The organism is Agrobacterium sp. 22094, assembly GCF_052046015.1.
GTDB lineage: Bacteria > Pseudomonadota > Alphaproteobacteria > Rhizobiales > Rhizobiaceae > Agrobacterium > Agrobacterium cavarae.
This window is the reverse complement of record NZ_JBQEPX010000006.1, coordinates 61,750-75,689: the sequence shown is the minus strand read 5'-3', so window position 1 is coordinate 75,689 and position 13,940 is coordinate 61,750. Positions and strand designations below refer to the sequence as shown.

11 protein-coding genes are annotated in these 13,940 nt (G+C 58.9%); 5 read left to right on the top strand and 6 right to left on the bottom strand.

Annotation, left to right across the window (positions count from 1 at the left end):
- The first annotated feature begins 124 nt into the window (after nt 1–124).
- Together ACTJK5_RS20920 and ACTJK5_RS20915 are read left to right on the top strand one after the other, a co-directional pair.
- Nucleotides 125–1,696, top strand: a complete 1,572-nt coding sequence (locus tag ACTJK5_RS20920; protein WP_111850819.1) for a Re/Si-specific NAD(P)(+) transhydrogenase subunit alpha — start codon at nt 125–127, stop codon at nt 1,694–1,696.
- 19 nt (nt 1,697–1,715) lie between these two features.
- Nucleotides 1,716–3,149 (top strand): NAD(P)(+) transhydrogenase (Re/Si-specific) subunit beta, encoded by a 1,434-nt coding sequence (locus tag ACTJK5_RS20915; protein WP_112956938.1) that lies wholly within the window; start codon nt 1,716–1,718, stop codon nt 3,147–3,149.
- A 66-nt stretch (nt 3,150–3,215) separates the two neighbouring features.
- On the opposite strand, the gene ACTJK5_RS20910 is transcribed toward ACTJK5_RS20915, so the two are convergent.
- The 3 genes from ACTJK5_RS20910 to ACTJK5_RS20900 all read right to left on the bottom strand — a co-directional run bounded on the left by ACTJK5_RS20910 (nt 3,216) and on the right by ACTJK5_RS20900 (nt 6,490).
- Nucleotides 3,216–3,704, bottom strand: a complete 489-nt coding sequence (locus tag ACTJK5_RS20910) for a cupin (RefSeq protein ID WP_153312822.1) — start codon at nt 3,702–3,704, stop codon at nt 3,216–3,218.
- Between the two features lie 173 nt (nt 3,705–3,877).
- Complete coding sequence (locus ACTJK5_RS20905) at nt 3,878–5,191, bottom strand: MFS transporter (protein ID WP_236769815.1); 1,314 nt, start codon at nt 5,189–5,191, stop codon at nt 3,878–3,880.
- A 162-nt stretch (nt 5,192–5,353) separates the two neighbouring features.
- The gene (locus ACTJK5_RS20900) at nt 5,354–6,490 is read right to left on the bottom strand and encodes an iron-containing alcohol dehydrogenase (protein WP_440613144.1); all 1,137 of its coding nucleotides are present in this window, start codon (nt 6,488–6,490) and stop codon (nt 5,354–5,356) included.
- A 154-nt stretch (nt 6,491–6,644) separates the two neighbouring features.
- On the opposite strand from ACTJK5_RS20900, the gene ACTJK5_RS20895 reads away from it, so the two are divergent.
- Nucleotides 6,645–7,568, top strand: coding sequence for a LysR family transcriptional regulator (locus tag ACTJK5_RS20895; RefSeq protein ID WP_236769814.1), 924 nt, complete (start codon nt 6,645–6,647; stop codon nt 7,566–7,568).
- 168 nt (nt 7,569–7,736) lie between these two features.
- Nucleotides 7,737–9,494 (top strand): D-lactate dehydrogenase, encoded by a 1,758-nt coding sequence (dld, locus tag ACTJK5_RS20890; RefSeq protein ID WP_153312821.1) that lies wholly within the window; start codon nt 7,737–7,739, stop codon nt 9,492–9,494.
- A gap of 11 nt (nt 9,495–9,505) precedes the next feature.
- Here dld and ACTJK5_RS20885 read toward each other — a convergent pair whose 3' ends face one another.
- The 3 genes from ACTJK5_RS20885 to ACTJK5_RS20875 form a co-directional block, all read right to left on the bottom strand.
- Complete coding sequence (locus ACTJK5_RS20885; protein ID WP_062445126.1) at nt 9,506–10,012, bottom strand: MarR family winged helix-turn-helix transcriptional regulator; 507 nt, start codon at nt 10,010–10,012, stop codon at nt 9,506–9,508.
- A gap of 17 nt (nt 10,013–10,029) precedes the next feature.
- A complete protein-coding gene (locus tag ACTJK5_RS20880; RefSeq protein WP_153312820.1) occupies nt 10,030–11,619 on the bottom strand; it encodes a phytoene desaturase family protein in 1,590 nt (529 codons plus the stop codon).
- A 100-nt stretch (nt 11,620–11,719) separates the two neighbouring features.
- The gene (locus ACTJK5_RS20875) at nt 11,720–12,505 is read right to left on the bottom strand and encodes a cyclase family protein (protein ID WP_153312819.1); all 786 of its coding nucleotides are present in this window, start codon (nt 12,503–12,505) and stop codon (nt 11,720–11,722) included.
- Nucleotides 12,506–12,994: 489 nt separating this feature from the next.
- Here ACTJK5_RS20875 and ACTJK5_RS20870 point away from each other — a divergent pair, with 489 nt between their 5' ends.
- Complete coding sequence (locus ACTJK5_RS20870; RefSeq protein WP_236769812.1) at nt 12,995–13,540, top strand: MarR family transcriptional regulator; 546 nt, start codon at nt 12,995–12,997, stop codon at nt 13,538–13,540.
- Nucleotides 13,541–13,940 lie beyond the last annotated feature (400 nt).

Here is a 13,940-nt window from a genome sequence, read left to right as displayed (position 1 = left end):
AGGCCGCTCTCCATTTTGAGCCTGTGCATTGGGCTGTCCAAAAATCGACGTCGATTTTCGGGCCGATGCCCGGGTCGATATGAGACGACGTCATTGCAGTGTTTCGGGTTTAAGGGAGGGACTTTTGAGACTAGGTGCACCGAGAGAAATATATGAGAGCGAAGCGCGCGTCGCGATGACGCCGGATAGCGCTCAGGCCTTGCAGAAACTGGGCTATGAATGCCTCATCGAAACCGGAGCTGGCAAATCTGCCGGTTTCTCCGACGAGGCTTATCGAGCAGCGGGCGTGACAGTGGTGGAGAGCGCCGATGCGCTTTACTCGGGTTCCGATATCATCGCCAAGGTTCGCCCGCCGGAAGCCTCCGAGATCGATCGGCTTTCGCCGGACAAGACGTTGATTTCCTTCTTTTACCCGGCACAGAACCAGACGCTTCTGCAACAGGCAAAGGACAAGGGTGCCGCCGTCATCGCCATGGACATGGTGCCGCGCATTTCGCGCGCCCAGAAGATGGATGCCCTGTCTTCCATGGCAAACATCGCCGGCTACCGTGCTGTCATCGAGGCGGGCAACAATTTCGGCCGCTTTTTCACCGGTCAGGTGACGGCGGCGGGCAAGGTGCCGCCAGCCAAAGTTCTGATCATCGGCGCAGGTGTTGCGGGTCTTGCTGCGATCGGCACCGCCACGTCGCTTGGCGCGATTACCTACGCCTTCGACGTCCGCCCGGAAGTGGCGGAGCAGATCGAGTCCATGGGCGCTGAATTCGTCTATCTCGATTTCGCCGAGCAGCAGGATGGTGCTGCGACCGGCGGTTATGCCGCTCCGTCATCGCCTGAATTCCGCGAGAAGCAACTGGCCAAATTCCGCGAGCTTGCGCCGCAGATCGACATCGTCATCACCACGGCGCTGATCCCGGGTCGCGATGCGCCAAAGCTTTGGCTCGCCGATATGGTCGCGGCAATGAAGCCCGGCTCCGTCATCGTTGATCTTGCTGCGGAACGCGGCGGGAACTGCGATCTGACCGTTCCCGATCAACGCATCGTTTCGGACAACGGTGTGATCGTCATCGGCTATACGGATTTTCCAAGCCGCATGGCGGCCCAGGCCTCCACGCTCTATGCCACCAATATCCGCCACATGATGGCCGATTTGACGCCGGGCAAGGATGGGCAGGTCGTGCACAACATGGAAGACGATGTCATCCGTGGTGCAACGGTTGCCTATGAGGGTGAGATTACCTATCCGCCGCCGCCGCCGAAGATCAAGGCCATTGCCGCGCAGAAGCCGAAGGAGAAAGCCAAGGAGCTGACGCCTGCGGAAAAGCGGGCGCAGGAAATCACGCTGTTCAAGACCCAGACCAGGAATCAGGTCGCTCTTCTGGCTGTGGGCACGGCACTGCTTCTTCTCGTCGGCGTTTATGCGCCTGCAAGCTTCATGAGCCACTTCATCGTCTTCGTTCTGGCATGCTTCATCGGCTTCCAGGTCATCTGGAATGTCAGCCATTCTCTCCATACGCCGTTGATGGCGGTGACGAATGCCGTGTCGGGCATCGTCATCCTGGGGGCGTTGTTGCAGGTCGGTTCGAGCAACTGGCTTGTCGTCATTCTGGCGGCACTCTCGGTGCTGATTGCGACGATCAATATCGTGGGTGGCTTCCTCGTGACACGGCGCATGCTTGCCATGTTCCAGAAGTCTTGAGCCGGGTGAGAGGATAATCATGACACTTGGTATTGTTTCGGCGGCCTATGTTGCCGCTGCGGTTCTTTTCATCCTTTCGCTCGGCGGTCTCTCCGGCCAGGAAAGCGCCAAACGCGCCGTCTGGTACGGCATCACCGGCATGGCGCTCGCGATCATCGCTACGGTTTTCGGACCGGATGTCGGCAACTGGTTCATCGTGCTGGTGATGCTGGCAGGCGGGGCGGTTCTCGGCCACTTCGTGGCAAGCCGCGTGCAGATGACGGAAATGCCGCAGCTCGTGGCCGCACTCCATTCCTTCGTCGGTCTGGCAGCCGTCTTCATCGGCTTCAACGCCCATATCGAAGAAGCGCATGTGGCTTCTCTCGATGAAGCGTCACGCTCGGCGCTGACCGGGTTTGCTGCACTTCTGGCGCACAAGACGCCGGTGGAACTGGCGATCATGAAGGTCGAGGTGTTCCTCGGCGTCTTCATCGGAGCTGTCACCTTCACCGGCTCGGTGGTTGCCTTCGGCAAGCTGGCCGGCAAGGTCGATGGCAAGGCAAAGAAGCTCCCGGGCGGGCACATCCTCAATGCAGGGGCTGCGGCGCTCTCCATTCTTCTGCTCATCCTCTATTGCAACGGCGCGGGTGCCTGGACGCTGGTGCTGATGACGCTGCTCGCCTTCTTCATCGGCTATCACCTGATCATGGGCATCGGCGGCGCCGATATGCCGGTCGTGGTCTCGATGCTCAACAGCTATTCCGGCTGGGCGGCAGCGGCGATCGGCTTCACGCTTGGCAATGATCTTCTGATCGTCACCGGTGCGCTGGTCGGCTCTTCGGGTGCGATCCTGTCCTACATCATGTGCAAGGCGATGAACCGGTCTTTCATTTCGGTCATCCTCGGTGGTTTTGGCGGCACAAGCGGTCCGGCAATGGAAATCAGCGGCGAACAGGTGGCGATCGATGCCGAAGGCGTTGCTGCAGCTCTCAACGAGGCCGACAGTGTCGTCATCGTCCCGGGCTACGGCATGGCGGTTGCGCAGGCGCAGGCCGCGGTGTCGGAACTGACGCGCAAGCTGCGCGCAGCTGGCAAGACCGTGCGTTTTGCCATCCATCCCGTTGCAGGCCGCCTACCGGGCCATATGAACGTGCTTCTTGCCGAAGCCAAGGTGCCCTACGACATCGTCTTGGAAATGGACGAGATCAACGACGATTTCCCGAACACCGATGTCGTCATCGTCATTGGCTCCAACGACATCGTCAATCCGGCGGCGCAGGAGGATCCAAACTCCCCGATCGCCGGCATGCCGGTGCTCGAAGTGTGGAAGGCAAAACAGGTCTTCGTCTCCAAGCGCGGCCAGGGCACCGGCTATTCCGGTATCGAGAACCCGCTGTTCTTCAAGGAGAACACCCGCATGTTCTATGGCGACGCCAAGCAGAGCGTCAGCGCGCTGGTGCCTCTGCTTTCATGATGTAAAAAACGGCGAGGCCTCGTCATTCAAGACAGAGGCCTCGTCACCTTTGATCGTTGTTATCGCCTAACGCCAGAGTTCGACCAAGCCGCCGGATGTTTTCAGGACCGGATCGGTTTCGGGAACAGGAAGAGATTTTATCAGCGCCAGCATCTTCTCATTCGGCGCGTCGCGTTGAATGTCTGCCTCCTGCCCTGGCGGGTAAGCACCGACCACCTGAAAATCGCTCGAGCTTTCCAGCCGCTTATGCCCCGTTCCCGCAGGCAGAAGCAGGCAGTCGCCTTGCCTCACATCCAGTAACTTTCCATCCGGTCCACCGATCTGCAGCTTCGCCTCACCGCGTCCGACGCCGAGGACCTCGTGCGCACCGCTGTGATAGTGATGGTAGGCGAAGACACCGTTTTGCCAGATGCCGGTCCAGCCATTGTCGTGGAACATGTCCTCGAAAGCCGATGAATCCACATCGGCCCGGATCTGGCTATAGACCAGAACTGGCAAAGTAGGATGATTGGGAACCCAGTCGCTTGGCGAAGGGATAAAATGGTCTATCTGCATCTCGCTATCCTAGCTCTGATTTCATTGTTTCGAACGGTCATCCACTCGATAACTCAGATATCGGCATGCAGTTCAGGCCGATCAGCGAAAGACGCGAAAGCACAGCCGCAGCACATACAAAACGCCCCCTCGAAGAACGAGGGAGCGTCTTGGTCCGCGGGAGGACGATTGGGTTAGGCGGGATGCTGCGTGTTTGCAGATGGTGCCTTCATCCGGGTGACGAAGAGAAGGCTCAGAGCACCGCAGGCGAGAAGTGCTGAGACGATGACCAATCCGGCCGAGTAGCTGCCGGTCTGATCCTTCAAATAACCCATGACGAAGGGTCCGAGATAACCGGCAAGGTTGCCGATGGAGTTGATAAGTGCAATCCCTGCAGCCGCGCCGACACCTGTCAGGAAGGTCGTCGGAAGTGCCCAGAAGGTGGGAAGGGCGGAGAAGATGCCCATGCCGGCGAAGGTCAGAGCGATCACGGCCACGATCGGGGTCGAAAGTGTCGCCGCGCAGACACCAAAGCCTATTGCTGCGAGGATGACGGCGAAGGCGAAATGGCCAAGACGTTCCTGCCGCGCATCGGAGCGGCGTGTCCAGTAGATCATCGCCACCACGCCGAACATGTTGACGCCGGCTGTCGCAAGTCCGATGTGGAAGTTGCTCATCTCGCCGAAGCTCTTGATCATCTGCGGAAGCCAGAAACCGAGCGTATAGGAACCCAGCACGACGCAGAAATAGATGAATGCGAAGCCGAGAACCTTCTTGTCCAGGAGGGCTGCTTTCAGCGACTTCTCACCATGCTGATTGGCAATCGCGCCCCTTTCGGCGGCCATCTTGGCCGAAAGCCAGTCACGCTGGCTTGGCGACAACCACTTTGCCTGTTCAGGGCGGTCTGTCAGGTAGAAGATCGTGACGATGCCGAGAATAACCGCGGGAATCGCTTCCAAAATGAACATCCACTGCCAGCCCCGCATGCTCAACCAGTCGAGGCCGAGAAGGGCTGAAGAGATCGGCGCGCCGATCATGGCCGACAACGGGATGGAAACCATGAAGAGGCCAATGGCCTTACCGCGCGTCTTGGCCGGAAACCAGTAGGTGAGGTACAGGATGATGCCGGGGAAGAAGCCAGCCTCGGCGGCACCGAGCAAAAAGCGGATGATGTAGAAGCTGGTGGGATTCGTGACGAATGCCATGGCACCGGACAACAATCCCCAGGTGATCATGATGCGCGCGATCCATACTCGCGCACCAAGCTTGTGCAGAAAGATGTTGCTCGGCACTTCGAAAAGCGCATAGCCGATGAAGAAGATGCCGGCGCCCAGTCCATAAACGGTCGCGGAAAAACCGAGATCCGCGTTCATGGTCAGCGCTGCAAAACCGATATTGACGCGGTCCAGATAGGCTATGAAATAAAGAAGCATAACAAAGGGAATGAGCCGCCAGAGAACGGCTTTCATGGTGGAAGCCTCCAGGCTTCCTTTGTCTGTTGTTGACATGATTTCCTCCACAGTAGTCAGTTGTCTGCAAGTCAGGTCACGCGCGCGGTCATGGTGCCCGGCATATGGCCGCCCGGTAAAAGGCAAGCCGCACGCGGCGCTCAGGGCTCCCAACCCTGGCTCCGCAGCCGGTCAAAATGCGCCATGGGCCTGTGTGTGATGTCAGTAGGATCGTGAGAGCATCGCTTGATAATCTTCGTCGGAAGCCTCGCGCGGATTGGTCTTATGGGTGTGATCTTTCAGCGCGCCGGCGATGATTGCGGGGAACAGGCTCTCTTCAACGCCGAGCTCGGAGAGCTTGACGGGAAGACCGATGCGCCGTGTCATGGCTTCCACTGCAGGCACCACGTCGTCGGGACCGGCAAGACCCATGGCATGAGCCAGACGGGAGAACTTGTCTTCCGCGATTGCCGTCTGTGCCGAGCGATTGAACTCCAGAACCGCAGGCAAGAAAATCGCATTCAGCGTACCATGGTGCAGTTTAGGGTTCAGGCCGCCCAATGAATGGCTGAGGCTGTGAACGCAGCCAAGACCCTTTTGGAAGCTCATTGCTCCCATGGTCGCGGCGATACTCATGTTGAGCCTGGCCTCACGGTTGCCAGGTTCTGAGGTGGCGGCTGCAAGATGCCCCCAGGCACGGCGCAGCCCCTCAAGCGCGATACCATCGGCTGGCGGGTTGAAGGAGGGGGCGAGATAGGTCTCGATGCAATGGGAAATCGCATCCATCCCGGTTGCCGCTGTCAGCATGGCAGGGAGGCTGAGCGTCAGTTCCGGATCGCAGATTGCAGCTTTCGGCACGAGATAGTTCGATAGGAGACCGACCTTGCGGCCGTCCTCGAGGATGATGATCGCGCCGCGCCCGACTTCGCTTCCCGTGCCGGATGTCGTTGGAATGGCGATCACAGGGAATGTCTTGGCGGAGATTTTTTCCGTGCCGCCTTCGATTGCGGCAAAGGTCTTAAGCGGTCCGTCATGCGCTGCCATCACCGCGACCGCTTTGGCGAGATCGAGCGCTGAGCCTCCGCCGATTGCGATCAGACCGTCCGCGCCGCTGGAGACGAAAAGCTCGGTTGCCGCGCGTACGGCCACTTCGTTGGGATTGCCCGGCGTTTCGTCATAGATGCCTGCAGCCTTGTTGCCGACGAGCGCGCAAACCCGCTCTACCATCCCAAGCGCCGAAATCGGCTTGTCGCTGACAATCAGCGCCCTGTCGATTTTTGCCAGTGCAAGCTCGTCTGCCAAAAGTTCAAGCGCACCATATCCAAACTGGACACGGGTGATGTAGTTTATCAGTGGCACGTCTAACCTCCCAAATTCGGCGCAAGCGACCCCCGCCGGCCCTGTGAGGGTCGTCGCGAGAGCCAGCAACTTGTGCGTTGGTTGACGACGATATCGATATATTTCCCCCCGTAAATGCGCTAAGTGTCGATATGGGTATAACGGGAGGGAATATATGATGATGGATCAGACGATGCGCGGGCTTGGCCGTCTCACGATGCGGCAGATCCACTTGCTTGCTACCATCGATGATGCCAACTCGCTCAAGGCTGCCGCCGCACGTATCGGCATGAGCCAGCCTCGGGCCACCAAAAGCCTCCAGGAAATAGAGGAAACCGCGCAGCAGCAGCTTTTCGTACGCACCAATCGCGGGCTGTCGGCAACACCCGCAGGTCAATGCGCCATCCGCCATGCGAAGGTGATGATGTCTCAGGTTCGAAGCTTTCAGGAAGAGTTGCGCCATATTGCCGACGGAGAGTGGGCCCGGCTGCGGGTCGGCACCATCATGGGTGCGGTGCCGCTGGTGACGGAGGCTGTACTTGCCTTCACCGAAAGATTTCCAAGCGTGTCGATCGAGATTTTGGAGGATACGAGCGGCGAGCTTCTGCGCCAACTCGATCGCGGCGACCTTGATCTGGTGATTGGTCGCAGTTCCGTCAGTCCGACACCCGAACTCTACGATGTCTTTGCCTTTCAGGATGAAATTCTGACGGTCGTCGCCAATCCGGCGCATCCGCTGGTGGGGCGCAAGCGCGTAACGCTCACCGACTTTTCCGACTCGCGCTGGATCGTCTACACGGCGCGGATGCCGATGCGCTTGTCGTTGGAACAGGAGTATCAGCAGGCGGGTCTTGCCTTTCCTCGCACGCTTGTCGAGACGCGATCCGCCTTCGCAACCATGTCTCTGGTTCAGTCCAGCCAGAACTACGTTGCCCTCCTGTCCAATGATGTTGCCAATGTGTTTGCAGGTCTCGGCATTGCCCGCAAACTCTCTTTCAGGCTTCATTCCAAGAGCCAGGCCTATGAGCTGATTACCCGCACCCGCACACCCCTGCCACCGGCAGCCTCCGAGTTTATCCGGCTCTTGACGCTCAGGTGATGGTTTCGCTATCTGCTAATGTTATATCCCTATTAGGCAACAGCGGATTTACACCCGCCGGACTTCTCCTAAAATAACGCGACCTGCCATACCAGGCCGACCACGATATCAGCATGACGTCCCGTATTGAGGAGATGGACGGCCTGCAAGGATCGAAAGGCTCCTTCCATGATCACGACCCTCATCGAACGTTTGCGCAGCATTGCAGGCGACAGCCATGTCCACGTCGGCGCCCGCGCCACCCGTCGCTTCCGCACCGGCTATCGTTACGGAGACGGGGAGATTGCTGCAGCCGTTCAGCCGGGCACGCTCTTGGAACAGTGGCATGTCTTGCAAGCCTGCGTGGACGCTGATGTGGCGATTATCCTCCAGGCCGCAAACACCGGTCTGACTGGCGGCTCCACGCCCTTCGGAAACGGATATGACCGGCCAATCGTCATCATCAACACCATGCGCCTCTCGCGCGTCGATCTGATCCGCGATGGTGCACAGGTCATATGCTTGCCGGGTGCGACGCTTGAAAGTCTCGAACGCCGATTGAAGCTGCTTGGGCGCGAGCCCCATTCCGTCATCGGCTCAAGCTGCATCGGTGCTTCGGTGACGGGCGGTGTGTGCAATAATTCCGGCGGCTCGCTGGTCCATCGCGGCCCGGCTTACACGCAGCTTTCGCTGTTTGCGCGGGTGAATGCTGACGGCAAGCTCGAGCTCGTCAACCATCTGGGCGTTGAACTTGGACAGAACCCGGAAGATGTTCTGGCGCGTCTGGACCGCGGCGACTACACCGCCGCCGACATCCACGACGAAAATGGCGCGTGGGCATCCGACCGCGAATATGCAAACTATGTCCGCGATATCGATGCCTCGACGCCAGCGCGTTTCAACGCTGATCCAAGGCGGCATTACGAGGTTTCCGGCTCTGCCGGCAAGGTTGCCGTTTTTGCGGTGCGCATGGATACCTTTGCTGCCGAGGCGCAAGAGCAGGTCTTCTACGTGGGCAGCAACGACCCTGCCGCGCTGCAGACGATCCGCCGCCACGTGCTGGGCCAGTTTCGTAACCTGCCCATTGCCGGCGAGTATATGCATGCCGATGCGTTTGGCGCAGCGCAGACCTATGGCAAGGATCTCTTCGTCTTCATTCAGAAGTTTGGCTCGGTCAATGTGCCCCGCGCCTATGCGGCGAAAAGCTGGTTCGATGGCGTCACTGAAATGCTCGGGCTTGGCAAGACGCTGTCGGATCGTCTGCTTCAGACTTTGAGCCGGCTCCTACCCGAACACCTTCCGAGGCGTCTCATCGACTATCGCGACCGCTATGCGCATCACCTGATGTTTCGCACCGGTGGCGCCTGCATTGCGGAAATGCGCGACTACCTGAATTCGATCTTTCCGGGCCTCAACGGTGACTTTCTGGAATGCACGAAGGAAGAGGGACAGGCGGCCTTCCTCAACAGGTTTGTCACGGGGGGCGCCGTGGTGCGTTACCGCGCCGTTCATCGCAAGACGATCGAGGATATCGTGGCGCTCGACGTCGCCCTGCCACGCGATACGATCGACTGGTTCGAGACGCTGCCAGAAGAGATCAGCGACAAGATTGCGCTGAAAATCTACGTTGGCCATTTTCTCTGCCAGGTGATGCATCAGGAATATCTGGTGCATAAGGGTGTGGATTGCGAAGCGCTGGAGCACGCGATCATGAAAACGCTGGACGTGCGCGGCGCAGAATATCCGGCGGAGCACAATGTCGGCCACCTCTATGAGGCAAAGCCAGCACTCAAGGCCTTCTACCGTCAACTGGACCCAACCAACAGCTTCAATCCGGGAATCGGCAAGACATCGCGGCTGCGCAAATGGGAGGCGGTTGAGGTGACGGGACAACAAGAAGCGGCAAACGATGCCTGCGCCTGTGGAGACCTGCGTCAAAGCGGCTGACCGATTGTCCTCTAGATATCGTGACGACGGATGTTGCGCAGGATCTTGTGCAGGGTCGTCACGAAAGCGCGATATTCCTCGTCGTCGATATCTTTGAACATCCGGCACATGTCGTTGTACATGATCGGCCAGACATCTTCGAACACGGCGCGGCCTTCATCGGTAATTGTCACATCGCGCACCCGCATGTCGTCCGCGCGCGGCACGCGGCGCACGAGGCCCTGTTCCTCAAGCGAATCCAGCGTTCGGCTCATGGTCGATTGCTCGGTGACGGCGAAGACGGAAAGCTCGTTGATGGTGAGCGACGAGGAGACGTTAAGGACGGCAAGGGCGCGCATCTTCACGGTGGTGACGTCGCGCGCCTTCATGTCTTCGGCAAGGTTCGCATTCCACCGCGCCATGATGCGGTTCATGATGTAGGGCGCAAAATTGTTGAGCCCGATCTCACCGAGGCTGGGAATGCGTTTGGTCTGGTCGTCGGGATTTCCGAGGAATTCGACGGAAAAGCCGTTATCCATGTGCTTTCATCCCTTTATCAGCGCAAAGACGAGGCGAGCAGGAAACCGGAGCCGCCTGCCAGACCCGGACCTGGATGCGTGGACGCCCCGATATGGTAGAGCCCCGCAACATGGGTCTTGTGGTTAACCGAGCTTTTGAACGGACGCCAGAGAAAGAATTGGTCGAGCCCGCAGAAACCGCCGTAAGGGTCACCGCCGACGAGGTTCATGTTCATCGCCTCCAGGTCCGTCGGCGCGTAGGCTCGGCGTTTCAGAACGATCGCGTCGAAATTCTCGATCTGTGCGCGCAGCGTGGTTTCTATGCGATCGGCAAAGGCTTCTCGCAGCGTCTCCGTCCAGCGGCCGTCCGCCGGGCAGGCAAGCTCGTTGGCCGCATCGCCCTTGATATGGCGCGGCGTATCCGGCACCTGCAGCCAGAGAATGGCAGCGCCATCCGGCGCGCGGCTTGGGTCGAGCGATGTCGGCTGGCCGACGCAGACCGTCGGTTCTGCCGGAAGAAGACTGCGTTCGGCTTCATTGGCGGAGCGAGACACGCCATCGAGACCAGGGGTTAGATGCAGTAGCGCCACCTTGCTCAGTTCCTCCCCGGCGCGCCAACGCGGGGGTGCCTTCAGCGCATAATGGATCTGCATGTTGCCCTTGCCGTATCGATAGCTGGCAAGTCCTTCCTGAACGGGCTGGGGCAGGGCGGTGGATGAGGCGCTGAGCAGGCGCTCGTAAAGCTGGTGTGGCGTAACGGATGCGATGACGCCTTGGGCTGCGCGCAATTGCTTTCCATCGGCGAGCGTGACGCCGACGGCCTTGCCGGACCCATCGACATCGACCCGCTCAACATCGGCGTTGCGCATGATGCTGCCGCCCTGATCGGTGATCAGCCTCTCGAAGGCTGCCAGCAGATTATCGGCCCCGCCTTTGACGATTGGGCAACCCGCCGCCTCGATGGCAAAGCCGATGACGCGGGTCATTTCTGCGGAATAGGCGCTCTCCGGCCCGAGGCCGCAATGCAGCGCCCAGGGCGCAAAGAGCCCACGCAGCTCTTCGGACCGATAGGTTGTTTCGAGATAGCCACGCGCGGGCGCCAAGGCTTCACCGAAAAATGCGGTAAGTCCCTTCAAACCCCGTTTCCAGACCTCGCGACCAAGCAGCTTGGCTGTCGCCGTGGACCAGAGATTGCCGCCGAGCAGGCCGAAGACGAAGCCGGCATTACATGCGAAACGACCCATCTCCCGGTCGAAGGCCTTGCCGTCCCCCTCGGAGATGCCATCGAAATGGGCAATGTTGCGGGCACGATCCATGGAGAGAATGGCATGCGTGCCATCCGGCCGCAGAACGCCGGTTGGCATCGACGTGTGGCAGAATTCCAGCCCTCGCTCCTCCAGATCCTTGCCGAGAGCGGCAAAGGCAGGTGAGGTCAAAAACAGAACCATGGTCGTTGCCATGACATCGTGGCGAAAGCCTGGAAGGGTGATCTCTTCGGTGCGCAGGCAGCCGCCGATGCGGTCGTTTCTCTCAAGCAGCAGGACGCGCTTGCCCTTCTTGCCTAAGAGAGCTGCAGCCACCAGCGCATTGATGCCGCTTCCGACGATGATGTAATCAGGATCAGCCATGGGGAAACTCCGGGAGACGCGGAGGCCGCATCTTCATGATGGGCGATGCGGAGGCGTGAACCACGCCTCCGACCGATAGATAAGGCTGTGCCAGGCTGGCTTAGGCAACGAGCGCCAGCGCACGCACGGGCGAGCCGGTTCCCTTGACCAGCTTCAGGGGCGCCGCAATCAGGATCGCGCCCTTTGGCGGTAACTGATCGAGATGGCAGAGGCTGGCAAGACCGTATTTGTTTGCCTTGTGCATGAGGTTGTGGGCCGGGAAGGGCGGGTTCATGCCGCCTGCGGAGCCTGCATCCGTGCCGATGGTTTCCTGGCCCCAGCCGATGATGCCCTTGGAGAGAAGATATTCGATGGCTTCCGCTGTTGGGCCGGGGGAGTGCGGACCGGTCTCATCGGCATTGAGGAAGGTCTCCGTCGAGCCGTTGCGCTTGTACCAGTCGGTGCGCAGCAGCACCCAGGTGCCGGGCTCGATCGCGCCGTGCTCTGCTTCCCATTCCTGAATGCTCTCGACAGTCAGCAGGTAATCCGGGTTTTCAGCCGCTTCCTTTGAGCGGTCGATGACGTTGACCGGCGCGACGAAGTTCTGCGGGGGAATGGTGTCGGTCGTGTTTTCGGCATTGTCCTTGCCGGTAATCCAATGGCACGGCGCGTCGAAATGGGTGCCGGTATGTTCCCCAAGCTCCAGCCAGTTCCACGCCCAGAACGGGCCGTCCTGGTCATAGGCGGAAATGGTGTGGACTTTGACATTGGGGGTGTTCTTGCCGAACTGCGGCGGCAGATAAAGAACCGGCGTGTCCGGCCCAAGCGGCGCGGTCAGATCCACCACCTTCACCTTGCCGGAAAGCAACCCGCTGGCAAGCCCTGCAATCATCGAAGCATCGGTCATTCAAGTTCCCCTTTTTTGAACCGTCTGTTCCTGCTTCGTCAGCGCTGCTGAAAGAAGCAGATGCGATAATGGGAAAAACCTATGACCAAAAATATGGATATGCAAGAATTTTGTTTAAGCTTAAATTGTTTTTCGGAAGAGGTTTGAAGAGGCGTGATGGTGCCTTAAAATCAGCGAGGTGAGTGACATAGCTGCGGCTTGAGGTGACTCCCAGCCAAACCGCGCTGCTCTGAAGATTTTGCCAAATCTGTACATGCATATATCGGAAGCGTACCGCATCACGAAGGCATGCCAGCTTGAGAACTCCAAGCCTCGCAATCGCCCGTCCGCCGCTGCCGAAACATTGCTTGAAGCTTTGAGAATGTTGACCCCGCAGCACGAATGGTGTTCTAGACTACCGATAAGAGCATGTCTCGTAAAAAGCAGGCAGAGGTTTTGCCGTTACGGGCCATGCGTTAGAACAAGAAACTTGAAGAGCCCGGGTTCTGCATGAGAGACCGCGGCACACTTCAGGACAAGGGATGGGTTATGTCGGCTATCGATCTGGAAGCGATCATCAGCGATACGCAGGATGGCAAGAAACAGGAACTGCGCCTGTGGCTGCGCTTGCTGTCTACGACCAAACTCATCTCCCAGGAAATCCGTCGCCGCCTGCGCCGCGAATTCGGCGCCACGCTGCCGCAGTTCGATCTTCTCTCGCAGCTCTACCGCGAAAACGACGGCCTGCGGCTTGGCGAACTCTCCAAGCGGACAATGGTGACCAACGGCAATATCACCGGTCTGGTGGAGCGGCTGGAAGCAGACGGCCTCGTCATCCGCGAACGCCTCCCCGACGACCGCCGCGTCATCGTCGCCCACCTCACCGACAAGGGCCGCACAACCTTCGACGCCATGGCAAAGGCCCATGACGGCTGGCTGAAAGACATGATGGCCGACGTTGATCCTATCGTGATCTCGGGGCTGATTATGCATGTGGGGCAAGTGAAGCAGTCGACGCGCAATCATCTGTCGGGGGATGATGGGGACGAGGAATAAGTTCTCTGTGTCATCGATCTAGCTATAATGTCGCTGCACGAGATCGAAGCGTCTCTGCTGGTGTTGTAGTCAGACTCTCTTTTCGGAGGCATTGCTGGTTAGCGTCAGCACGGTGTTCAGGAGCGATACCTCGTTTCCAAATTAATTTTCATTGTCACAGTGTAGCCAACAGAAACTTGGTTTCTGCTCGCCTGTAAGTGTCTAGCCACTATGCCCCTAAGTCTGCACGCTGTGGGACCCGTGACTGCTCACAGAAGTCAAGGGCACAGCGAAACTCAAGCTGAGGACGTATCGAGATAGACATCGCGAGAGGCGCGTTCATAAACCAGCAGTGAATAACGCGGTGCGGGATAATTAAGAAGATTGACAAAAAAGTATAAGCAGATGTGAAGTCTTTCTT